Genomic DNA, 20,750 nt, shown 5'->3' on the forward strand with positions numbered 1-20,750 from the left:
GGTGCGACGGCTCGATCACGAAACTGGCCGGCTAGCCGCCGATATGCACCATGGTCCGGCCCGGCTGCAGAAAGCCCGCCTCGCCGATGTGGTGCCGCGCTTCCTTCTTCTGGATCGTCGCCTCGATGAACGCAGCGAGGTCGTCGTCCGAACCACCCCGCCGCAGAATCCCATGCAGGTCGTGATCGAAGTGCGAAAAGAGGCAGGTGCGAATCTTGCCATCGGATGTCAGGCGCACCCGCGAGCAGGCCCCACAGAAAGCCTGTGATACCGGTGCGATGACGCCGATCTCGCCCATGCCATCGTCGAAAGTGTAGCGGCGCGCCGTCTCACTTGGGTTGTTCGCGGGCAGTGCCACCAGTGGGCGGAACACGCTGAGCCGCTCGAGCAGCTCGGTGAGCGGCACCACCGTATCCGGCGCCCAGATGCGGTCTTCCTCGAGAGGCATGAACTCGATAAAGCGTACGATCACGTTCTCGGAACGCGAGAACTCGGCGAACGGGACGATCTGGTGATCGTTGAAGCCCCGCAGCAGCACGCAGTTGATCTTTACCGGGCCGAGACCTGCTTCCCGCGCGGCGCGCACGCCGCGCAACACATGGGCAAACGAACCCGGCACCCGGGTGATACGGGCAAACGTCTCCGGCTCCACCGCGTCCATGCTCACGGTCACCCGGTTCAACCCGGCATCCTTGAGTGGTTGGGCCAGCTTTTCGAGCAGGTGCCCGTTGGTGGTGATAGCCAGGTCCAGGGGCTGCCCCGTGCTGGTCCGAACCTCGGAGAGCTCCCGCACCAGGTCCACGAGCCCGCGCCGCAGCAGCGGCTCGCCACCTGTCAGACGTACCTTTTCGATGCCCAGCGAGGCAAATACCCGCACCATCCGCAGGTAGTCCGCCATGGGTAGCTCGATGGGGGTAAAGCTCTCTTCCCCGGTGCGGCAGTACACGCAGCGGTAATTACAGCGGTCCGTCACCGACATCCGCAGATCCGTAATCTGCCGCCCGAATTTGTCGATCAGCTTGGGCCGTGCAGCGGCAAATGCGCCTGCCAGCGCCGCGGGTACAACGGTCGGGATGTCGGGAAAGGTCGTGGCCATAGGCGGGTAGAAGCGCGAGGAGCAAGGCAAAACAGGGTGCAGATTCAATGCGTTGGCACATGGACCCTGGCCCGCGTGCAATTATCCGATCTGTTTATCTGATGCGGCAAACAGCGCCTCGACGCAAGCCTGCGTGGAGCGCGCTTCACAGGAGGCAAACACTCGCGCCGAAACGATTCGGCCCGGCCAGAATCAGCAATCCGTCTCCGGGCTGTCGCTCTCTGGCAGCTCGGCGCAGCCCTTGTTTGCATCCGGTGCGCCCGATCGTTCACCGGTCCCAGTGTATCGCCGCGACGTTGCTTACCCGCTGCGTATCCAGTGGCGGAACAGCGATGGAGGTTACGAGTAAGCACGCCGTCCGTACTTACAGACTCCACCGCAGCCCGCAATTGACGCAGGCGGGTGGTGGCGAGGAGGTCAGCAATCCTTCGCGGAACTGCTGGTATGCCGGGCCGTTCCAGATCTCCCGCAGGGAATGCTGCGTTGCATCACCCAGCGTAAAGCTCCCGTATCCCTTCATGCTGAAGGGCGCGATGCAGCATGGCAACACTCGCCCGTTCGCCGTGATGTACATCAGCGACCAGGGGCGTCGGCACAGGGACCAGGGATTATCGGTGCGCTGCATCCGGATCGATTCACCGGGATCTGTCGCGCCCGAAGCCGAAAACAGCACGCCCAATTCCCGGGCGATCGTCTCTGCTTCGCGAATCATCGCGTGCTCATCCTCGCTGGTGTGCTCAAACAGCGCGGACTCGGCGCGCGCCAGCGACTGCTCGCTCATGGGGTCGTCAAAGAACACCAGCCGCTGCAGGTACACCTCGGTGACGCCAATGGAGTGCGCCAGGCGCACAAAGTTGGGCAGTTGGCTCACCGTCTCGCGCAAACCCGTCAGCCACAGGCTGACGCGCGGCCGCGGCGCTCCAAGCTCGCGCTGCAGGTGTGTGAAGTTCCGCACGTTCGACACGATCCTGTCGAAAAAGTCCTTGCCGCGCACCATCTGGAACATCGCCGACTCGGCCGCATCGAGCGAGACCCGCAGTTCGTCCAGCCCTGCCTCGATCAAGGCACGACCGTTGGCGTCGTTCAGCAGCGTTCCATTGGTGTTGAACAGTACGTAGATGTTGCGATCTTTCAGGTAGCGCACGCGCTGCGCGATGTCTTTGACCAGCATCGGCTCGCCGATACCGTGCAGCACCACGCGCGCAATCCTGGGGTACTGGTCAATCAGCGAGGTGAACAGCTCCCAGGGCATATCGGCCTCGGGCTCCAGTTGCTCATAGGTGCGCGGGCAGGTGGTACACAGCAGGTTGCAACGATTGGTGGTCTCAAGGTAGAGGCAGACCGGCTCCTGCTCCGCGACGGCGCTCAGCTCCGATTGCGAGCCGGGCTTTTGGAAGTACCGCCGCATACGGTTTTTCTCTTCCTCGGCGGCCTGAGCGGCAGCCGAAAGTCCGGAGTCGTTCGATTCAGGCTTGATCGCTGGCGCCACAATCGGAAACAAACTGCTCATGAGAAAGCCTCTGGGCTTCCAGTGTAGAGAAGTCGACCCGTCTTGCGGACATTGTTCGCAGCAGACATTGTTAGAGAGTTTCATCGCGCCGCCAGGCTGGGAAGTTACTCCCGATCCTCAAATGTGTGCTGCAATCAGCCTCCCCGGGTGCGGTGTTCCGATACTATGGGCGCACGATGCCCCGCACATCTTTCAAGGCCACGGCTATTCTCAAGCCCCTTGCTGCGCTTCTGGCCTGGTGCACGGCCTGTTCCGTCCAGGCAGCCGCGCCAGCGACCATTGTTTTCTTCGGCGACAGCCTGACTGCCGGTACCGGCAGCGTTCCCGGCAGCACGTATCCGGACTTTCTCGGCCGCGACCTGCAGGCTCAGGGCTACCGCGCGACGATCATCAACCAGGGCGTTGCGGGGGATACCACGGAGGATGGCTTGCGCCGCATCGGTGCGGTACTCGCGGCGCACCCCGACATCGTGGTGCTCGAACTCGGCGCCAATGACGCGATCTACGACAAGCCCATTCCCGGCATCGTTGCCAACCTCAACACGATCATTGCGTCGCTCCAGCAGGCCCACATTCGCGTGCTGGTTGCAGGCGTGGTCATGCCGCCCAACCTGCAGGCGGGTGCAGCCTACGTGGCGCAGTTCAACCCGATCTACAGCAGCGTTGCTGCCGCAAACAATGTGGCGCTGGTGCCCTCCCTGCTCAACAACGTGTATGGCGTCGCCGGCCTTATGAGTTCCGACTACATCCATCCCAACAGTGCGGGGTATGAACACGTGGCGCTCAACGTGCTGCCCTACCTTGAACCCATGCTGACCAGATAAATCAGCACCGGGGCGCGGCGCAGCGAGTTACGGGGCCTCTTCCTTTTGCACCGGCGAAAAGCCGCCCTTGTTGTCGGGCGCCATGGGGTTCACACCGAAGTCCCATCCATCCTGGTTGAATCCGCCGCCGGGGAGCAACTCGATCAGGCTGTACTGCCCCAGGTTCAGGTCGCTGCGGGGCTCCACCTGCATCCAGTGGCCGCCGGGGAGCAGCCTGCGCTCCGTGGCTACGATCTCGGCGCTTCCGTCAGCTTCGCCACCCGTACCAAGCCCGCGCAGTTGCAGGGCCGAAGCCGCCCGCTCATTTTTGCCGACGCGCAAACGCACCAGCGCGTAGCTGTTCTCTGGCGATGCCTGCGGGTCGCTTTTGCCCGTCTTCTCCGACGAGGCACCATGCGTATCCACGACCATCGCGTCTTCCCGGGCTGGCGCCTGGCTGCGGGTATCCACCGCGATAAAGAACACGGGGCGCGCCACGTGGAACGACACCACGGCCTTGTACCCCTGTAAACGGATCAGGTCGCGCGCGCCGCCCTGCGAAATTGCCGCACCCTTGACGCTGTGCCCCATGTCCAGGTTCAGGTCGCCGTCACTTTGGCGGATCCGCACCAGCCGGGGCTCGTTGTTGTACGAGTCCAGCGCCCACACTCCGCTTTCGTCCGGCAAGCGCAACCCCGGCGCCACCTCCGGCTGCCGGCCCGCTTCCTCGGCGCGCTGCGCGGCTGCCTGCCGATCCAGCTCCGCTGCCTCTTGCGCGGCTGGGCTGTTTGGGTCCGGCGTGGCCTGGGGAGCGTGCTCGTGGTTGTAGCGCGCGGTCGCGTCCCAGTCCACCAGCGACTGCGGCAGCTCTTCCCAGCCTTCGCCGCGCTCGGCCGACAGGAAGCGCACGCGGTCACCCTTGACCTCGTAGCGCACCACCACCTGGTAGCTGCCATCTTTCAAAATCAGTCTCTGGCGGCCCGGCGCATCCTGTGCCCCACCCATGGCGGGCAGCAGGGCAAGACACGCGGCGACAACGGCAAGCAAGGCACGCATAATCTCCCTACCCTACCGGAAAGTTTCGTCGCGTCGCACATACAGGCGGAAGCCCATTGGCCCGTTTTCCGCCCGGACGAAATCGTGCTGCTCTGCCAAACGATAGTGGGCGGCCAGGTACGCGTGGAACCAGGGCCACAGCTCCAGCTTGCGATAGCGCCCAGGCCCTTGTGGAAACAGCCACTCCGTGATGATCAGATCCCTTGGAGGATGCGCCTCGAGCGCCTCACGGAACTGCTGCTGACCGTGCAGCACTGCTGCAGGGAGGTCGCCTGGCGGCGGCAGCGTCTCGCCGCGGCTCCCGGCGAGCGCCTGCGGAAACAGGAACTCGTCGTAGACCGTACCGGTCGCCTCGCGCGCGCCCAGGTGCAGCAGGGCATCCGTGCAGCCGGTAATCAGGTCGAGGCACTGCACCTCACCGTCGAGGGCACGCACACCCTGCGGTCCTGCTTCACGCAACAGCGCCTGTTCCATGGCCGCGATTGTCGGCGTGGACCACTGCGCCTTTTCCACCGCCCGGAGATACGAAGGCGCCATGAGCAGCACCCCGAAGCCGAAACCAGCCACCCCAAGCGCCCTTGGCAGCTGGCGGTTGCTGCGAACAGCCGCCGTAAACTGGAGCCCGCTGTACAGCAGCAGAAAGGCAACAAAGGGGTAACGCTGGTAGGGGAAGCCCTTGCCCTGCGCGACGAACGAAACCAGCCCCAGCAGCACAGCGAGCAGCAGGGTACGCTCGCAGGCACGGTCCCTGCTCGATCCAGGCTTCGGGAATCCCGGCCTGCGATGCAGATCTCCCGGCCGGCTGCCAGAGAGTATCCCGGATAGTTGCACGCGGCCGGCAATCCTGCAGGCTACCCAGCAGGCAACGAGCAGCAGCTCAAGCTTGGCCACCGACGCAATGCTGCTTGCTCGCAGCAATTGCCAGAATGGAACCCGCGCCAGCAGCACGTGGTAAGGCAGATCGACGCGCAATACAAAGGCAAGGGCACCCAGTGCACCCCAGTGTGCGAGGAAGCATCCTGCCAGCAACAGCGGCAACGAGAACCCGGCAGCCGCCATGCCCAGTGCTCGCCCCCGGAACAGCGCTGTGCCGCCAGCAGGGCCCCCGGCCGCACGGGCGAGCCACGGCAGCAGGCACACAAGGAACATCGCCTCGAACGGCTTGATCATTGTGGCCGCCCCGACCAGCAGTCCGAAGCCGAAGATCTTGCCCTGCCATCGCCCTGTCGTTCTGTTGTGTGTCTCGGGCCACGCAGAGTGCAGCACGGCAACCGCCCACAACAGCAGCATAGTCAGCCACAGGTCCCGCTGCCCGGCCTGGCCGATCCCGTCGCGCCCGTGGTACAGGGCAAACAAAGTGCCCGCAAAGACCCCGGCAAACCAGCGACTGCGCCCTGCGATCCTCAGCATCGCCAGCCCTGCAAGCACGACCGCTGCAAGATCCATCAGTCGCCACACCGAGGCCAGGCATAGCCCGAGCGTGCGGGCCAGCAGCGTCGAGATCCACTCCGGCACGTAGGCCCCGGGCAGGTTGATGTCGCCGATATCGCGATATGGAGTCATGCCTGCCTGCATCAGCAGCACCACGTAGTGCATCAGCGCCGCGTCGTTCACCAGTGGCCAGTGCCGCGACGACCACGACGCAGCCATCGCGCACGCGGCAAGCACCACGGTAGCCAGCAGGGCACTCGTATGCCGCCAGTGTTCCCAGCGGGTCAATCCCGCCAAGCCTGCCCGGCTCGTCGCAGGCAGCGCGTACTCGGCTGTGTCTGCAGGCTGCCTCGACACCGTGCCGTCATTCTTCTGGCGCTTCCCGGCCCTGGACGTACCGGGATCCAGGCCATTGCTATTGCGCTCGATAATGCCCCCTCGGGGCCTGCATTCCGACACCCTGTGGACTCGTGGGGGTGAGTCTGTGAAGCTCCAGTGCTTTGCACTCTGGAAACCGTCTGCGATACTAGATCGTACCTACCCGCTCTTTCGCCGTACAAACCCGTACAGCACCGATGCGTTCAATCCGGGAGGCTTCTCTTGTCAGCAAAGTACATATTCGTAACCGGCGGTGTGGTTTCCTCGCTGGGTAAAGGTCTTGCCGCAGCCTCCATTGGCTGCCTGCTTGAGAGTCGCGGACTGCGCGTCAACCTGATGAAGTTTGATCCGTACCTGAACGTCGACCCCGGCACCATGTCGCCATTTCAGCATGGCGAGGTCTTCGTGACCGACGACGGCGCCGAAACCGACCTCGATCTCGGCCACTATGAACGCTTCACCCATGCCCGGCTCACGCGCGATAACAACCTCACCACCGGCCGCATCTACGAGCAGATCATCACCAAGGAGCGCCGCGGCGACTACCTGGGCAAGACCGTGCAGGTGATCCCGCACGTCACCAATGAGCTCAAGAACGCGATGCGCAAGGTCGCGGGCCGGGCTGATCACTCGAGCAGCGGCGCGGGTGCCTGCGATGTCACCATCGTCGAAATCGGGGGCACCGTCGGCGATATCGAGTCGCTTCCCTTCCTCGAGGCCATCCGCCAGATGCGCCAGGAGCTCGGCCGCGAAAACACCGTCTTCGTGCACGTCACGCTGGTGCCCTGGATCGCTGCCGCGCAGGAGCTCAAGACCAAGCCCACGCAGCACTCCGTAAAAGAGATGCTCTCAATCGGCATCCAGCCCGACATCCTGCTGTGCCGCTCGGACCGCCCGCTCTCGCATGACATCAAGAGCAAGATCGCGCTGTTCTGCAACCTGGAAGAAAAGGCAGTGATCGGCGCACGCGACGTGGACTCCATCTACGAGGTCCCCTCAACTTCGCGGAAGAAGGGGTGGACCAGCTCATCCTGAAGTATCTGCACCTCACGACCCGGCCTGCGGACCTGAGCCGCTGGACCGAGCTGCTCGAGCATGCCTATCACCCGCAGGACGAAGTCTCCATCGCCGTCGTCGGCAAATATGTGGAGTACGAGGACAGCTACAAGTCCCTCAAGGAAGCACTGACGCATGGTGCGCTTGGTCACAAGCTGCGCCTGCGCGTGACCTGGATCGAAGCCGAGGGCCTCGAAACGCCCAGCTATGCGCAGCAGCTCCGGGGCTTCGACGGTATTCTCGTGCCCGGCGGCTTCGGCAAGCGTGGCATTGAAGGCATGCTCAACGCCATCCGCTACGCCCGCGAAGAGAAAGTTCCCTACTTCGGCATCTGCCTCGGCATGCAGACCGCCTGCATTGAGTACGCACGCAACGTGTGCGGGCTGGCCGGCGCCAACTCCAGCGAGTTCGACCCAGCGACGCCGCACCGCGTCATCTACAAGCTGCGCGAGTTGACCGGCGTCGAAGAAATGGGCGGCACCATGCGCCTGGGTGCATGGGACTGTGTGATGGCTCCTGACTCCCTGTCCGCGCAGGCCTATGGCACGACCGAGATCTCCGAGCGCCACCGTCACCGGTATGAGTTCAACCGGGAGTACGAAGCCGTGCTTACGGGCGGAGGCCTGCGCATCACCGGGACCACCCCCGATGCGACCTACGTGGAGATCGTCGAGATCCCCGATCACCCCTACTTCGTTGGCTGCCAGTTTCACCCCGAGTTCAAGTCCAAGCCGCTTGAGCCGCACCCCCTGTTCTCAGCGTTTGTGGAAGCCAGCTACCGCAACCGGCAGCGCGTGCTTGAGGCGGAAAAAGTGGATGAGCAGGCAGTGCCGCTGTAAAGCGGCGCCCCCTGCTATTTCGCAGTACTTACAGCAGGCACCGATTCACTCAGCAGCAGCCGGCCTTCGTCTTCGGAGACCGGCTCCAATGCAAGGTAGGGAAATGTGATGCCGCCAACGCCGGCGTCGGAGTGCGCGGCCGCCCGCAGGTAGTAGACCCGCCCGGGGTCGGCTACAAAGTTGTAGAGAGAGGTCTGGCTGGAAAGGCTCTTGAGCCTGGACTGCCACTGCGCGCAGTAATGGTGCGTGCCTGTCTCGATCTCTTCCCGCACATACGAATTGTGCCGGGTGGCCCCAATCCACGCACCATCCATCCCGACGCGGATCGTCGGGGTGGCTTTCGTTGCGGCGGAGTTGAAGTAGCCAATGATGTAGACAACCGCCTTGCCGGCCGGTGGTCCTGTCTCCTGCCCTCCGGACTTGCCATCCTGCACGTCAAAACTTGCATCGCCCGGGCCGCATCCCGGGGCTACGTTCGCCGGTGCCTGGGCATATGCGGCCGTCGCACGAGAAGAAAGCAGCGCTGCGAGCAGCAGCCCTGGCCCGAGCAGCCTGCGACCTACTTCGCCGCCACCAACTATCCAGGAACGGCCAGCCATCATGCCTTATCTCCGGTGCGCAGCGGCGCCTGCCCGCTCAACGCTTCAAGCGCTGGGCATCCTGGAATGCCTCGATGAACGACTGTGCACACTCCCGCCCGGCCTTCTGCTTCCCATCGCCCGTAGAGGTCGAGTAGAACTCCGCGAACCCACCCTTCGCCGTGGCTGTCATCTTCACATCCGTGGAACTGCTGACACTGAAACCGTAACTCTGCGAATTATCCTTGGGGTCCCGGGTCTGGCTGTTGCTCGTGTCGTGAGTGCTCGCTTTTGAAAAGTGCAGCACGATGTCTGCTGCATCCACATGGTCGATCACCTGCAGACGCCCCCATTGCTTCAGCGCCGCCGTAGCGCCATCCTCAACCGTCATCGTGTGCGTGTCGTTCAGGATCACGACCGTTTTCGCAGCCAGCACAACCGGCGGAAAGACCCTGCCATTCGCCTGCGCAAACGCCCCTGCACCCGCAAGCATGCACCCGGCAAGCACCGTGGCCAGCACCCCGCGCATCCGCATGTTCCCTCGACCAACCATCGCTGACTCCCGCTTGCCAGAGAATGAAAGTCCACTTCGAAATCGGACGTAGTCTAGCAAGCCGGCCGGCAGCAGGCAAAGCAGCATCTGCTCTGGCAGCGTGGCAGTCGCACCATTTCGGAACCGCCTCCGCCCCGCGGCCGCCAGCCGCCTTGCTGGTCTGCTTTATGTTCCAATTACCGTGTGATTGAAGACTTCGAAATTGGCAATGTCCCTGTCGGCGCCGGCCGGTTGTTTCTGATCGGCGGCCCCTGCGTCATCGAGAGCGAACAGCACGCCCGCCACATGGCCGAGAGCATCCAGCGCATCACCGCGGACCTTGGCATCCCGTACATCTTCAAAGCGTCCTACGACAAGGCCAACCGCACGTCCGTGAGCAGCTTTCGTGGTCCCGGCCTGCGTGAAGGCACGCGCATTCTCCGCACCATTGCCGAGTCGACCGGCCTGCCCGTCCTGACCGACGTCCACGAGCCCGCGCATTGCGAGATTGCCGCCGAGGGCGCCGACGTGCTGCAGATCCCGGCCTTTCTGTGCCGCCAGACCGATCTGCTCGTCGCCGCCGGCAAGACCGGCCGCGCCATCAACGTGAAAAAGGGCCAGTTCGTGGCACCCTCCGACATGGAGCATGCCGTCGGCAAGATCCTGACCACGGGCAACACCCGCATCTCGCTCACCGAGCGTGGCACCACCTTCGGCTACGGCAACCTCGTCGTCGATATGCGTGCTCTCGGCATCATGCGCCGGCTGGCTCCGGTGGTCTTCGACGGCACCCACTCGGTGCAGATGCCCTCCGCCGCGAACGGCGTCTCCGGCGGCCAGCCCGAGTTCATTCCGCTGCTAGCCCGCGCCGCGGTTGCTGCCGGCATCGACGGCATCTTTCTCGAGGTGCACGACAACCCAACCGAGGCGAAGTCCGACGGCGCCAACGCCCTGCGACTCGACCTGCTCAAGCCGCTGTTGGAGACACTGCTGGCCCTGCACGAGCACGCGCCCAGGCGATAGCGCACGCCCCGTCTCAAGCTGAAACGAACACACGTCCCGAAGAAAGCCAGCCAGCAGCAAGCCGTTCAAACAAAAAACGGCCCCTCTTGTGGAGGGGCCAATCTGCCTTGGTTCTCTCGTTGGTCGAGAGCTTTGCGCGGGCTTCCACCGCTGGTGCTTACTGCACCGAGCCGTTGTTGGAAGCAGCAGGAGCCGTGCCGGCAGGCGCACCCCCCGCGGCCGCTAAACTGTTCTGCATCACGCTGACCCGCACCGCATTGCCGGCAGGCGCCAGTGGCGCGCCCGAGGCATCCTGCAACTTGGCATTGCCGAGCGCGATCTGGTGAATCTTGTAGACCGGCACCTGGTGCTGCTCCACGAGGTAGCGCACCACAGCATCTGACATGTGCTGCGAGCTGGTCAGTCCGGCCTGCCCGCGCAGGTGCGAGTAGCCCGCCACCTCTACAACATAGCCCTTCTGCCCCTGCAACTGCGTGGCCACCTGGTCCAGCGCCTCACGCGCACGCGCATTCAGCGTGGTCTGGCCCGGGCGGAACAGGAGTTCCGTATCCGAAACCTTGCTGTACTGGTCGAGCCCCGAAACGGTGCTGTTGATCTGGCTGGTCTGCGAGCTGGCCTGCTGCGCCAGCTGCTGTGCCTGGCCGGCGGTGGTGTTCGCCGAGGAGGCGGTCTGGCTGGCCTGGTCCGCGGTGGACTGCGCCTGGTGAATGCCGGCCGCAGTCTTGGCGTCCAGTGCCTGGATGTCGCGGCTGTTCTTGGCCTGCAGCTGATCCAGCTCGTTCAGGCGACCCTTGACGGGGTCGAGCTGGCGCTTCACCCACTTTTTGCGGGCGAACGGGTTCAGGTGACCCCAAAAACCTTCCTTCGACTGCGTAGCAAGCGGCTGGCCGGTCGCATAGGTATTGTTGTTGGCCGGGTCCATCCCGTTTGCACTTGCGGAACCGGTGGCGGTTCCACTCTGCGTCGTACCTGTACTGGTCCCCTGGGGAGCAGAGGTCTGGGCCATCATCGGCAACGCAGCGGAGCTGCCAAGCAGCAGCGCAGCCGTGGCCGAAAGCATGATTCTCGAGTGCTTCATCTATCTCGCCTCTATCCGGAACAATCTCGTACATCAACATCCGGGCAGGTATGCGCCCTGAGAAACGTCTGGATGCATCCTGTGTATTGCATCTGACATGCCAAACTCCAACATGCCATGCCCCTGGAACGCTTCCCGCCATTCTCCATGGCCAACCCCTGCATTTTGAACGACCTGCATGATACGGCGTTTGCAGGTCACAAGAACCGGAAGCCGTGAATCTAGGGAAATCGGCCGCCCGTCTTGCAGCTTAGACGTAATTCTTACGCCGTTCTCTGCTGCTTGCACAACTTAGTGCTCCGATTCGATCCAGCCACCCCAGTGATTCTGCTTCTACTGCACGGAGACCGCGATCACACGAATCTCCGGGTATGCCCCATCCCAGGAGCCAGGGGTTGTGTCGAAGATCAGGCGGAATGCCCTCGCCTCGCCCGACTTGATCGGGGCGGCGCTTACCGGCACCGTGTCCACATAAGGCTCGCGAAAGCGCACCAGGTTCAGCGGCAGGGTTTCCTTGCCGGCGAGCTGCCCGGCCACATCCTTGAAGCCGATCTGCACGGTCACCGCGCGCACCGTGCCCGCGCCATGATTTGTGATCGTTCCGTCGATGTACATCTCTTTGCCGCCGGAAAGGTTGGAAGAGTCGCTCATCTGGATGCCGGTGATCGGCAGGGAGCTCGCGTAAGCGGCGGGTGGGGCCAGCGCAGCGCCGCCCGGGTTCGTTTCTGCGGTGTTCCTGTGGCCCAGCAATAAAAGCCCCGCCGCGATCAGCAACACCACCGCGACAGCAATCAGCGCCGGTTTCCAGGAGCGCGGCTCCCGCTGCTGCAAGGCACTTCCGCCTGTAAACACAGGCGCATGGCGTGTGGCACCAGTCCCGCCTGTTCCAGACTGGGAACCCGGCTCGGGTGGCGGCTGTATGGCAAACTGCGGGTCTCTCCCGGAATCGCTCATGCGCTTATCGTACCGCTGCCTCGTACCGTCGCACGCCTGCACTCTGTCCTGCCTTGGCTGCGCTGCGAAGAAGCCGTTCTGCCACCGCGGTACGCGTGTGGAGGCAGAACCTCGGTCGGGCGCCACGAGTTGCATCTCAAGGCCTCTCCAAAGTCACGTACCGCACATTTTTTCAAAATGAAATCATCCAGGAAGGGGCAAGATGCGTCCATGTTAGTGCAGCACTTTCTGTCCACCTCCCTTCTTCACTGTTGTTCTCGCCGGAGCCTGCCCATGCCGACGTCCCTTGCTGCTCTTTCCTCACTCCCCGGACAAGCGGGTGAGTGGCCCTACAAGATTGCTATCGCCGCAGCAGCCCTGCTCGTCCTGCTGACCGCCGCCGTTTAGCCCTGCTCATACGCCTGCTGCTTCTTTAACTGAACCGCGCCCGCTTCGCGCCCAGCCGGTAATCCGGCCCCTTCATCTCCACCGGCACGCACATCTCCTGCAGTCGCGACCACATGCGTTCCCCGATGCGGTCGCCCAGCGTTTCCTCACGCATCGCGTGACGCGCCGGTGCCTCTCCCGTGGCGGCCAGGCTGCCGGCCCGCTGGTTCGGGTAGTTCGTCGTAATGATCGTGGTGCGCTTGTCGTTGTAGCGCGTGTTCAGGATCAGCGCAACCGTATCCCAGACCCAGTCCGTCGGCTTGGCCGCACCCAGTTCATCGAGCACCAGCACCTCGGTCTCAAAGACCGGCTTCAGGATCTCCAACTCCGTCACGTCGACCTTGCTGTTGTAAGAGTTGGTGATCTGCTTGAGCAGTTCGCGGTAGTCGCAGAACAGGGATGGAATGCCCTTCTCAAGCGTCAACTTCTGAAGGATCGCCACCGCGAGGTGGGTTTTACCAAGGCCGACCGTGCCGGTAAACAGGATGCCTGTGCCATCGGCGGCGCCGGGATAGCTGTTGACAAAGCCGTCCACTCGCACAAACGCCTGGGCGGTCTCGGCCGTACGCTGAAAGTTGTCCAGCGTGCAGGTCGCGTAGCGCTGCGGAATACGCGCCCGTCGCAGCAGGGAGTACATCTTTCTCTGGTGCTGGCAGTCGCATGGCTCCGCCACCCGGCCGCCGTCTTCTTTTGCGATCACTCGCATTCCCATCCCGGCACACAGGGGGCACTCCGCCAACTCGCTCATGCTCCTAGTATGGCAAATACGGGCAGGCGGGTCCTCGCTACGTTTGCATCGAACCCCGCGGGTAGGGCATCCTATACCGAGCACTCTCAATTGCTATCGTTGGGCGACCGCGATACCATGGACGGATTGCAGGAAAGGTCTAAAACAGTCATGGCGAAACAAGGGATTCATCCCAGCTACAGCGAAATCAACGTGAAGTGTGCGTGCGGCACCGAGTTCCAGACACGTTCCACCCACAAGGGCGATATCCGCGTGGAAATCTGCTCGGCATGCCACCCCTTCTTCACCGGCAAGCAGAAGATGATCGATACTGCAGGTCGTATCGAGCGCTTCCGTCGCAAGTTCGCCAAGAGCGACAGCCAGCAGTCCAGCAACTCCTAAGCGCACAGCAGGTCCGAAGCCTCCGCGTCTTCGCGGGGGCTTTTCTCTTGCAAACAGCTGCAGCGTGAGTCGATGAAAAAGGACTGGGACAACCCGAAGGTGTTCGCAATGCCCGCGGAAGCGCGGGTGCCTCCGTCTTTTGCGATTGGCAATGTCGCGGTTGCTCCGGCCACGGTGCTCGCTCCCATGGTGGGCGTTACCGACACCATCTTCCGCCGGTTCATCCGCAACAGCAGCCTTTTCACCGCGCACGCCACCACGCTCGACGGAGATGTGGAAACCACGGTCACGAACCAGCAGTCCGGCTGTGGCCTGCTCATGACCGAGTTCACCTCGGCGGATGGCCTTGCGCGTATGCGGGAGTCCAAGCGCAAGCGTTACCTCACCTTCTACGAGGATGAGCACCCCATTGCCGCGCAGATCTTCGGCTCCAACCCGCAGACGCTGGCCGAGGCCGCACGCATTGTTGAGGACACGGGCTTCGACACCGTCGACCTGAACCTGGGCTGCCCGGCCAAGCGCGTCGTTGCCTGCAATGGCGGCTCCGGCCTCTTGCGCGATCTGCCGCTGATCGCCGAGATCTTCCGGCAGGTGCGGACGGCGGTGACGATTCCCTTCACCGTGAAGATCCGCATGGGCTGGAATGACAAAAACATCGTGTGCGTGGAGCTTGCGCGGCTTGCGCAGGAGTCCGGGCTGCAGGCCGTCGCGCTGCACGCGCGCACACGCGAAGACGGCTACGCCGGCCAGGCGCGCTGGGAGTGGATCGCCGCCGTCAAGGACGCCGTGTCCATCCCGGTGATCGGCAACGGCGACATCCGCACCCCCGAAGACGCCGCGGCCATGGTGGCGCAGACCCGCTGCGATGCGGTGATGATCGGGCGTGCCGCGCCTGCCAATCCTTGGATCTTCCGCCAGATCGCGCAGTACACCGCGACCGGCCGGTACGACCAACCGACCGAACTGGATCGCTACCGCCTGATTCGCTCGTACTTCGGCATGCTGCTGGGCGAGAACGCCGACGGCGAGATGACCGAGCAGCGCGAAGCCCAGGGCAAGATGAAGCAGTTCGCTTCATGGTTTACCCATGGAGTGCCCGGCGGTGCCGCGCTGCGCAAGGCCATTTACGAAGCCAAGACCGGTCCCGTGATCCTCGATGCGGTGGAGCGGTTTTTCGAGCCGCGCGTCGCTGCCAGCTTTGTTCCGCCTCCGCCCGAGGCGGTCGATTCGGGCGAGACGGCTCCGTTTACAACCCACGGCTGGGGCTGCCACTAGCAATTCAACCGCCCCCGGCGGTCTGCGTGGCTAGGTGGGTAACGAGTTCGGGTCGCTGCCTGCCAGTACCCGCGACCACGCCTTGCCGCTTCCCCCGGTTTTTCTGAAGATCACCGCTCGTTTTCGCCGCCACTTTTCATCCAGCGCCAGCAGCCGCCATTCGATCTCGGGTGAAAGCTGCTGCAGCAGCGTGTCCACGGTGGAGTGCACGCGCAGGGCTGGCACCACGAAGTACAGCAGCGGCGGTTCCGGGGAAAGCTCCACGCCGGCGAAGTAGCCGGCGCGGGCAATCTCGCCTGCCTGGTGCAGCGCCCGCACCCGCATCCAGTAGTCCAGCCCTTGCAACGGCATGTGGAGGTCTTCGCTTGCCTTGAGTTCGAGCACAGCCAGCCGGCCGTCGCGGGTGACGGCAAGCAGGTCTAGCATTCCCCGGTCTGCCGAGGCGAGCGCCGGCACCTGGGTATAGACCGGCTCGCGGCGCAACGACGAGTCAAGCTCTGACAGGTCCGTGCGCAGAACCGACTCGAGCCAGCGCTCGGGCTGCATGCGAAACAGCGGGTCACGCACGCTGCCGCCGGGGTGTCTTGATTCGAAGAGCCGCTCCAGCAGGGCCCGCAGCATCGGCTCCGTATCGGGGTTCAGGGGTGTTTCACTCGCACCCGCGCCAAAGCTGATGTGGTCTTCCCGCGAAAACGAGGTGGCACTCACCCCGTGGCGGATTTTTGCAAACTCGAGTCCGTGCAGGCGGAACGAGATCTCAATGGGCGAGCGGGGCAGCACTTCCACGCGCCCCCGCTCGGCCGGCGCCAGTAACGCGAGTACCTGGTCGATCGCGGGCTGCATGCGGGCCAGCGCGGCCGCCGGCTCGAAAGCGGGCACCAGGTGAGCACGCAGGTTGCCCGACTCTGCTTCCTCCACGCGGCACAATTCCTCGCGCTGCTCGTCCAGTTCATAGAGTTCCCATTTCGCGAGGCCAGGGTGCAACCACGCGATCCGCTCGCGCACCGTGCCACACATGCCGGTGGGCACCACGATGCGGACCCCGGCCATCACGTACCTGCCGGCGGCGCGTTGTCGACACTGGTCCAGCCACAGCACCGCTACCGCCAGCACGCCATCCACGGCGGTCTGCGTCTCCTCCGCATTGATCGCCACCACGGCCCAGGCAGTCTGCGCACGCTGCAACTGGGCGCGCACGTACGCGGGTCCAAACGAGTTCTCAAGGTCGGCAGAGGATGAGGTATCGCCCTGGCGCAGCTCCGGGAAGGCACGGCCAAGCACCCGGGCCAGCAGCGACACGTAGTGCCTGCGGGTGGCGTCGCGCGCCGTCGGGGTGCGTTGGTCGCGATCCGGCACCAAGCGCAGCACCTTGGGCTTGGTCTGCCCAAAGCGCCGCACCTCAAGGCGCAGGGCTGCCCGGCGTTCCTGCAGTCCGATCACGGTGCGCACCAGGTTGCGCTCCTCGTTCCACAACTGCAGCACGCAACGGCCACCGCTTGTCTCGAGCGTCCAGCGAGAGGTGGACATATCGAACAGGACGACGCCCTCCTCGACCACGCAGGCTCGTGGATGGTCGGTCAGGAAGCGCTCCAGCGAGGCGGCCAGCGCCTCCGGTGCGACCAGCGAAGCGAAACCCGACAGGTGCGGCGCTCCCGGATGCGCAAAGGCCCGGGCAGAAAGTGAGTGGGGGGTCGGCAAGGTGCGTCCAGCATCGATCCTTGCCGACCGGGCGGCAATGGTACTTGGGTACTCGTGCCCGTATTTTCGGCCGGCATTCCCTATTCGGGAGCAGGCTCCCAGCCCATGCGGCTGCGTAACGCAAGTACGTGGGCGGTGTGGTGGCGTCCGTGCCAGGCATACAGGTGCGCAGCGCGCAGGAGGGGCACCCGGCCATCCTCGGGGTGCACGTACCCGCGCTCCCACTGGGCAGCCGTCAACGCGGCCAGCAGCGCGCTCCAGCGCGCATGCAGCGGGACGAGCAGGCTGAGCGGCTCTTGAACAGGCCCGGCACACTCCGCGGTCGCTGCCCAGAGCTTCTCCTGGTACGGCTTGATGGTGGGCCAGTCCTCGGTCAATGCGAGCTTGAAGCGCACAAAAGCGTTCATGTGAGAGTCGGCCACATGATGCGCAAGCTGGCGCAGGGTCCAGCCGCCTTCGCGATAGGGGGTATCCAGTTGTGGGTCGGAGAGCCCAGCGAGGGCCGAGGCGAGATCGTGGGGAAGCGTGCGGATAGCCGCGAGTGCACCGGGAAGTGCCTCGAAATGCGGATCAGGATCCGCGTGGCCGATCGGGTAGCACAGCGCTTCCAGCGAATGGGGCGAAGCAGGTTGAGCACACATAGCCCGAAGACTACACACTCGGCTCAACCTCTCCGGGTAAAGTTCAGTGGTTTAGCGGTGGTGGATGTGGCGGTGGTGACGGTGATGGTGTGGGGCGGCTGCAAATGCGGATGCAGAAAAGATCAGGGCGAGCGAAAGAACAAAAAGCTTCTTCATGCGACCTATAGTAGCAAGCACTACACACCCCTGCCGTTTATTTCACTGTGGTCGTTGTACCCGCAGGTACCCTCGGCGGTGGACCACACCGGGCCGCTCCCCTAGAATCGTGAGACTCCCGGAGCCATCTAACGCTCAGGAAACGAAATCCTCTATGACAGTCAAGACAGAAGCATCAGAACCGGCGGCACAGCAACGCTCCTTCTTTTCGGACAAGTTTGGCATCACTGACACGCTGATGGAACGCTGCCTGGGTGAGGCTCTTTCAGCCGGCGGCGAGTATGCCGAACTCTACTTCGAGTCGGTCGCCTCCACCTCGCTCGGCATTGACGAGTCCATGGTCAAGTCCGCCTCGCAGGGGGTCAGCGCCGGCTGCGGCATCCGCGTTCTTTCCGGCGAGCGCACCGGCTATGCGTATACCGACGAGCTTACGGCGGACCGGTTGCTGCGCGCGGCGCGAACCGCTGCCCTGATCGCAAGCGGCCCGGCCAAGCAGTCTGTTGTGGGCTTCAAGGCAAGCCTGCCCGAGACGCCTCGTCCGAAGCTCTACCCCACGCCAGCCGCGGACCTGGACCCTGAACTAAGCGACAAACTCGCGCTCGTGATGCGTGCCGACAAAGCCGCCCGCGCCTACGACGCCCGGATCACCGAGGTGCGCGCTTCGTACGCGGACGAGGTGCGACGCATCCTGATCGCGGCCTCGGACGGGACCTATGCCAGCGATGTGCAGCCGCTGATGCGCATCAATGTTTTCGTGCTCGCCAAGGATGGCGACAAGATCGCGCGCGGCACCGCGGGCGGTGGCGGACGGGTCGAGATTGCCTACTTCAACGACCTGAAGACACCCGAATATTTCGCCGGCGATGCAGCACGGCAGGCGATTCTGCAGCTCAACGCAGTGGCTGCACCGGCCGGAGATATGGAAGTGGTGCTCGGGCCCGGCTGGCCCGGCGTGCTGCTGCACGAGGCGGTCGGCCATGGTCTGGAGGCGGACTTCAACCGTAAAAAGACTTCGGCTTTTTCGGGCCTGATCGGCCAGCGCGTCGCCAGCGATAAGGTAACGGTGGTCGATAACGGAACGATCCCATCAAAACGGGGTTCCATCCACGTCGATGATGAAGGAGCGGATTCGCGCGAAAACGTCCTGATCGAGAACGGCATTCTGCGCGGGTACATGAACGACAAGCTCAGCGCCAAGCTGATGGGCACCGCCAACACCGGCAACGGCCGTCGCGAAAGCTACCAGCAGATGCCCATGCCGCGTATGACCAATACCTACATGCTGGCCGGGCAGGATGAGCCGGCGGACATCGTGCGCTCCGTGCGCAAGGGCCTGTACGCGGTGAACTTCGGCGGCGGCTCGGTCGATATCACCAGCGGCAAGTTCGTGTTCTCGGCGTCGGAAGCCTACCTGATAGAGGACGGCGAAATCACCTCGCCGGTACGCGACGCAACGCTGATCGGCAACGGTCCGGATGCGCTCAAGTACGTCTCAATGGTGGGCCACGACCTGGCGCTCGATGAAGGCGTCGGCAACTGCGGCAAGCAGGGCCAGTGGGTGCCAGTCGGCGTGGGCATGCCGACCATCAAGCTCGACCGCATGACCGTTGGCGGCACCGGCAACTAGCTCCAGCAATTGGCTCCAGGGCAAACGCCCTCCATGGGTCACAGCGACACGCAAAAGCAGGAGCAGACATGGCAACAGCAACAAAGAGTATCCCGGCGTACGCAGCACAGCTTGCCGAGCAGGCAGAGTCGATCGTTGCGCAGGCCGTCCGGGCGGGCGCCACGGATGCCGAGGTGGTGGTCCGCGAGGGCGACGAGTTCGACGCGCAGGTGCGCATGGGTGAACTTGAGACGCTGAAAGACTCGGGCTCGCGCGGCATGGGACTGCGCGTCTTCCTGGCATCCCCCGAGGGACAGCGGGTGGGCAGCACCTCATCGAGCGACTTCACCCCGGACGGCATTGCGCACCTGGTGGCCGGCGCCATCGCCCTGGCGCGCATCTCCTCACCGGACCCGGTGCAGGGCCTGCCAGAGCCCGGGGCATTCGGGACGCTCGAGGCGGAGCTCGAGCTCTACCACCAGGATGTGTATTCCCTGCCCGACACGGAGCGCATCGAGTACGCGCGGCGCGTGGAAGCAGCGGCACTGGCGGCGGACCCGCGCATCACCAACAGTGATGGCGGCAGCTTTTCCGCAGCCACCAACCTTCGGGTGCTGGCCAACTCGCGCGGCTTTGTGGGCGCATCGCGCTCGTCGTACTGCGGCCTGTACGCTGCGCCCATTGCGACCGGGGCGAATGGCGAGATGCAGCGTGACGGCTGGAGTTCCAGCGCGCGCACCATGGCGAAGCTTGAGTCCCCGGAACAGGTCGGCGCGGAAGCAGCGCGGCGCACAATCCGGCGGCTGGATGGGCGGCGCGTCTCGACCCAGCGCGTACCGATCGTGTTTCCTCCCGAGATGGCGCGCTCCATCCTTGGAGCGATGGCGGATGCAGCGAATGGAGACGCCATCTATCGCGGCGCTTCCTTCTTTACCGGCAAGTTGGGCGAGCAGGTGGCGGCGCGGGGCGTTACGGTGATCAACGACGGCACCCTGCCGGGCCTGTTCGGCTCGAGCAACTTTGACGGCGAAGGGCTGCCCACCCGCCGGACGGTGCTGATCGAAGACGGCATCCTGCGTTCTTGGCTGCTCAACACCTACACGGGCCGCAAACTCAACCTGCCCAGCACGGGGTCCGCTTCACGGGGCTTGGCGGGTAATCCGGGCATCAGCACGCACAACCTGTACCTACCGGCCGGCACCCAGACGCCCGAGCAGATCCTGGCAGAGATCCCGAACGGGCTTTATGTGACAGAATTCCTCGGGCGCGGTATCAACATGGTGACAGGCGATTACTCGCGCGGCGCCTCGGGAATCTGGATCGAGAATGGCCAGCTGGCCTACCCGGTGCAGGAGTTCACCATCGCTGGCAATCTGAAGGAAATATTCATGAACATCACTGCGATCGGCAATGATTTGGAGTTCCGCTCCAGCACGGCGTGCCCGACTCTGCGCATTGATGGACTGACGATCGCCGGCTCATAGG

At 63.9% G+C, this 20,750-nt stretch carries 17 protein-coding genes and 1 pseudogene; 7 read left to right on the forward strand and 11 right to left on the reverse strand.

Features of this window, described 5'->3' with window-relative positions; genetic code table 11:
• Positions 1–31 precede the first annotated feature (31 nt).
• The gene (moaA, locus tag D1Y84_RS04190) at positions 32–1,096 is read right to left on the reverse strand and encodes a GTP 3',8-cyclase MoaA (protein WP_124847406.1); all 1,065 of its coding nucleotides are present in this window, start codon (positions 1,094–1,096) and stop codon (positions 32–34) included.
• Between the two features lie 364 nt (positions 1,097–1,460).
• Positions 1,461–2,606 (reverse strand): radical SAM protein, encoded by a 1,146-nt coding sequence (locus D1Y84_RS04195; RefSeq protein ID WP_124847407.1) that lies wholly within the window; start codon positions 2,604–2,606, stop codon positions 1,461–1,463.
• 176 nt (positions 2,607–2,782) lie between these two features.
• Here D1Y84_RS04195 and D1Y84_RS04200 point away from each other — a divergent pair, with 176 nt between their 5' ends.
• Positions 2,783–3,430, forward strand: coding sequence for an arylesterase (locus D1Y84_RS04200; RefSeq protein WP_124847408.1), 648 nt, complete (start codon positions 2,783–2,785; stop codon positions 3,428–3,430).
• A 27-nt stretch (positions 3,431–3,457) separates the two neighbouring features.
• On the opposite strand, the gene D1Y84_RS04205 is transcribed toward D1Y84_RS04200, so the two are convergent.
• Positions 3,458–4,465: a hypothetical protein gene (locus D1Y84_RS04205; RefSeq protein ID WP_124847409.1), complete on the reverse strand. Its 1,008-nt coding sequence runs from the start codon at positions 4,463–4,465 to the stop codon at positions 3,458–3,460.
• A 12-nt stretch (positions 4,466–4,477) separates the two neighbouring features.
• Positions 4,478–6,253, reverse strand: coding sequence for a hypothetical protein (locus D1Y84_RS04210; RefSeq protein WP_148092683.1), 1,776 nt, complete (start codon positions 6,251–6,253; stop codon positions 4,478–4,480).
• Positions 6,254–6,496: 243 nt separating this feature from the next.
• On the opposite strand from D1Y84_RS04210, the pseudogene D1Y84_RS04215 reads away from it, so the two are divergent.
• Positions 6,497–8,169 (forward strand): annotated as a pseudogene (locus D1Y84_RS04215) (CTP synthase).
• A gap of 14 nt (positions 8,170–8,183) precedes the next feature.
• On the opposite strand, the gene D1Y84_RS04220 reads toward D1Y84_RS04215, so the two are convergent.
• On the reverse strand, positions 8,184–8,771 hold the full coding sequence (locus D1Y84_RS04220; protein WP_124847411.1) for a hypothetical protein: 588 nt from the start codon (positions 8,769–8,771) through the stop codon (positions 8,184–8,186).
• A gap of 34 nt (positions 8,772–8,805) precedes the next feature.
• On the reverse strand, positions 8,806–9,300 hold the full coding sequence (locus D1Y84_RS04225) for a hypothetical protein (protein ID WP_124847412.1): 495 nt from the start codon (positions 9,298–9,300) through the stop codon (positions 8,806–8,808).
• Positions 9,301–9,483: 183 nt separating this feature from the next.
• Here D1Y84_RS04225 and kdsA point away from each other — a divergent pair, with 183 nt between their 5' ends.
• A complete protein-coding gene (gene kdsA, locus D1Y84_RS04230) occupies positions 9,484–10,302 on the forward strand; it encodes a 3-deoxy-8-phosphooctulonate synthase (protein WP_124847413.1) in 819 nt (272 codons plus the stop codon).
• 157 nt (positions 10,303–10,459) lie between these two features.
• Here the strand turns inward: kdsA and D1Y84_RS04235 are convergent, their stop codons facing one another.
• The 3 genes from D1Y84_RS04235 to D1Y84_RS04245 all read right to left on the reverse strand — a co-directional run bounded on the left by D1Y84_RS04235 (position 10,460) and on the right by D1Y84_RS04245 (position 13,466).
• A complete protein-coding gene (locus D1Y84_RS04235; RefSeq protein WP_124847414.1) occupies positions 10,460–11,380 on the reverse strand; it encodes an OmpA family protein in 921 nt (306 codons plus the stop codon).
• A gap of 333 nt (positions 11,381–11,713) precedes the next feature.
• Positions 11,714–12,211, reverse strand: coding sequence for a DUF2393 family protein (locus tag D1Y84_RS04240; RefSeq protein ID WP_158615314.1), 498 nt, complete (start codon positions 12,209–12,211; stop codon positions 11,714–11,716).
• Positions 12,212–12,746: 535 nt separating this feature from the next.
• The gene (locus tag D1Y84_RS04245; protein ID WP_233581110.1) at positions 12,747–13,466 is read right to left on the reverse strand and encodes an ATP-binding protein; all 720 of its coding nucleotides are present in this window, start codon (positions 13,464–13,466) and stop codon (positions 12,747–12,749) included.
• A gap of 192 nt (positions 13,467–13,658) precedes the next feature.
• On the opposite strand from D1Y84_RS04245, the gene rpmE reads away from it, so the two are divergent.
• Together rpmE and dusB are read left to right on the forward strand one after the other, a co-directional pair.
• Positions 13,659–13,889: a 50S ribosomal protein L31 gene (gene rpmE, locus D1Y84_RS04250; RefSeq protein ID WP_124847417.1), complete on the forward strand. Its 231-nt coding sequence runs from the start codon at positions 13,659–13,661 to the stop codon at positions 13,887–13,889.
• 72 nt (positions 13,890–13,961) lie between these two features.
• The gene (dusB, locus tag D1Y84_RS04255; RefSeq protein WP_124847418.1) at positions 13,962–15,164 is read left to right on the forward strand and encodes a tRNA dihydrouridine synthase DusB; all 1,203 of its coding nucleotides are present in this window, start codon (positions 13,962–13,964) and stop codon (positions 15,162–15,164) included.
• Positions 15,165–15,194: 30 nt separating this feature from the next.
• Here dusB and D1Y84_RS04260 read toward each other — a convergent pair whose 3' ends face one another.
• Together D1Y84_RS04260 and D1Y84_RS04265 are read right to left on the reverse strand one after the other, a co-directional pair.
• Positions 15,195–16,862 carry a hypothetical protein gene (locus D1Y84_RS04260; RefSeq protein WP_233581112.1) on the reverse strand — a complete coding sequence of 556 codons (1,668 nt, stop codon included), beginning with the start codon at positions 16,860–16,862 and terminating at the stop codon, positions 15,195–15,197.
• An 80-nt stretch (positions 16,863–16,942) separates the two neighbouring features.
• On the reverse strand, positions 16,943–17,503 hold the full coding sequence (locus tag D1Y84_RS04265; protein ID WP_124847419.1) for a YfiT family bacillithiol transferase: 561 nt from the start codon (positions 17,501–17,503) through the stop codon (positions 16,943–16,945).
• A gap of 310 nt (positions 17,504–17,813) precedes the next feature.
• Between D1Y84_RS04265 and tldD the strand changes: the two genes are divergently transcribed.
• Positions 17,814–19,286, forward strand: coding sequence for a metalloprotease TldD (gene tldD / locus D1Y84_RS04270; protein ID WP_124847420.1), 1,473 nt, complete (start codon positions 17,814–17,816; stop codon positions 19,284–19,286).
• A 68-nt stretch (positions 19,287–19,354) separates the two neighbouring features.
• A complete protein-coding gene (locus D1Y84_RS04275) occupies positions 19,355–20,749 on the forward strand; it encodes a TldD/PmbA family protein (RefSeq protein ID WP_124847421.1) in 1,395 nt (464 codons plus the stop codon).
• The last annotated feature ends 1 nt before the right edge of the window (position 20,750 follow it).

Source organism: Acidipila sp. EB88, from assembly GCF_003858395.1.
GTDB lineage: Bacteria > Acidobacteriota > Terriglobia > Terriglobales > Acidobacteriaceae > EB88.

Excerpts from the sequence above, each read along its gene's own strand:
- tldD (WP_124847420.1), top strand. The coding sequence starts at position 17,814 with ATGACAGTCAAGACAGAAGCATCAGAACCGGCGGCACAGCAACGCTCC.
- D1Y84_RS04225 (WP_124847412.1), bottom strand. The coding sequence starts at position 9,300 with ATGGTTGGTCGAGGGAACATGCGGATGCGCGGGGTGCTGGCCACGGTG.
- D1Y84_RS04195 (WP_124847407.1), bottom strand. The coding sequence starts at position 2,606 with ATGAGCAGTTTGTTTCCGATTGTGGCGCCAGCGATCAAGCCTGAATCG.
- D1Y84_RS04220 (WP_124847411.1), bottom strand. The coding sequence starts at position 8,771 with ATGATGGCTGGCCGTTCCTGGATAGTTGGTGGCGGCGAAGTAGGTCGC.
- D1Y84_RS04265 (WP_124847419.1), bottom strand. The coding sequence starts at position 17,503 with ATGTGTGCTCAACCTGCTTCGCCCCATTCGCTGGAAGCGCTGTGCTAC.
- moaA (WP_124847406.1), bottom strand. The coding sequence starts at position 1,096 with ATGGCCACGACCTTTCCCGACATCCCGACCGTTGTACCCGCGGCGCTG.
- D1Y84_RS04205 (WP_124847409.1), bottom strand. The coding sequence starts at position 4,465 with ATGCGTGCCTTGCTTGCCGTTGTCGCCGCGTGTCTTGCCCTGCTGCCC.
- dusB (WP_124847418.1), top strand. The coding sequence starts at position 13,962 with ATGAAAAAGGACTGGGACAACCCGAAGGTGTTCGCAATGCCCGCGGAA.
- D1Y84_RS04200 (WP_124847408.1), top strand. The coding sequence starts at position 2,783 with ATGCCCCGCACATCTTTCAAGGCCACGGCTATTCTCAAGCCCCTTGCT.
- rpmE (WP_124847417.1), top strand. The coding sequence starts at position 13,659 with ATGGCGAAACAAGGGATTCATCCCAGCTACAGCGAAATCAACGTGAAG.
- D1Y84_RS04245 (WP_233581110.1), bottom strand. The coding sequence starts at position 13,466 with ATGCGAGTGATCGCAAAAGAAGACGGCGGCCGGGTGGCGGAGCCATGC.
- D1Y84_RS04275 (WP_124847421.1), top strand. The coding sequence starts at position 19,355 with ATGGCAACAGCAACAAAGAGTATCCCGGCGTACGCAGCACAGCTTGCC.
- D1Y84_RS04235 (WP_124847414.1), bottom strand. The coding sequence starts at position 11,380 with ATGAAGCACTCGAGAATCATGCTTTCGGCCACGGCTGCGCTGCTGCTT.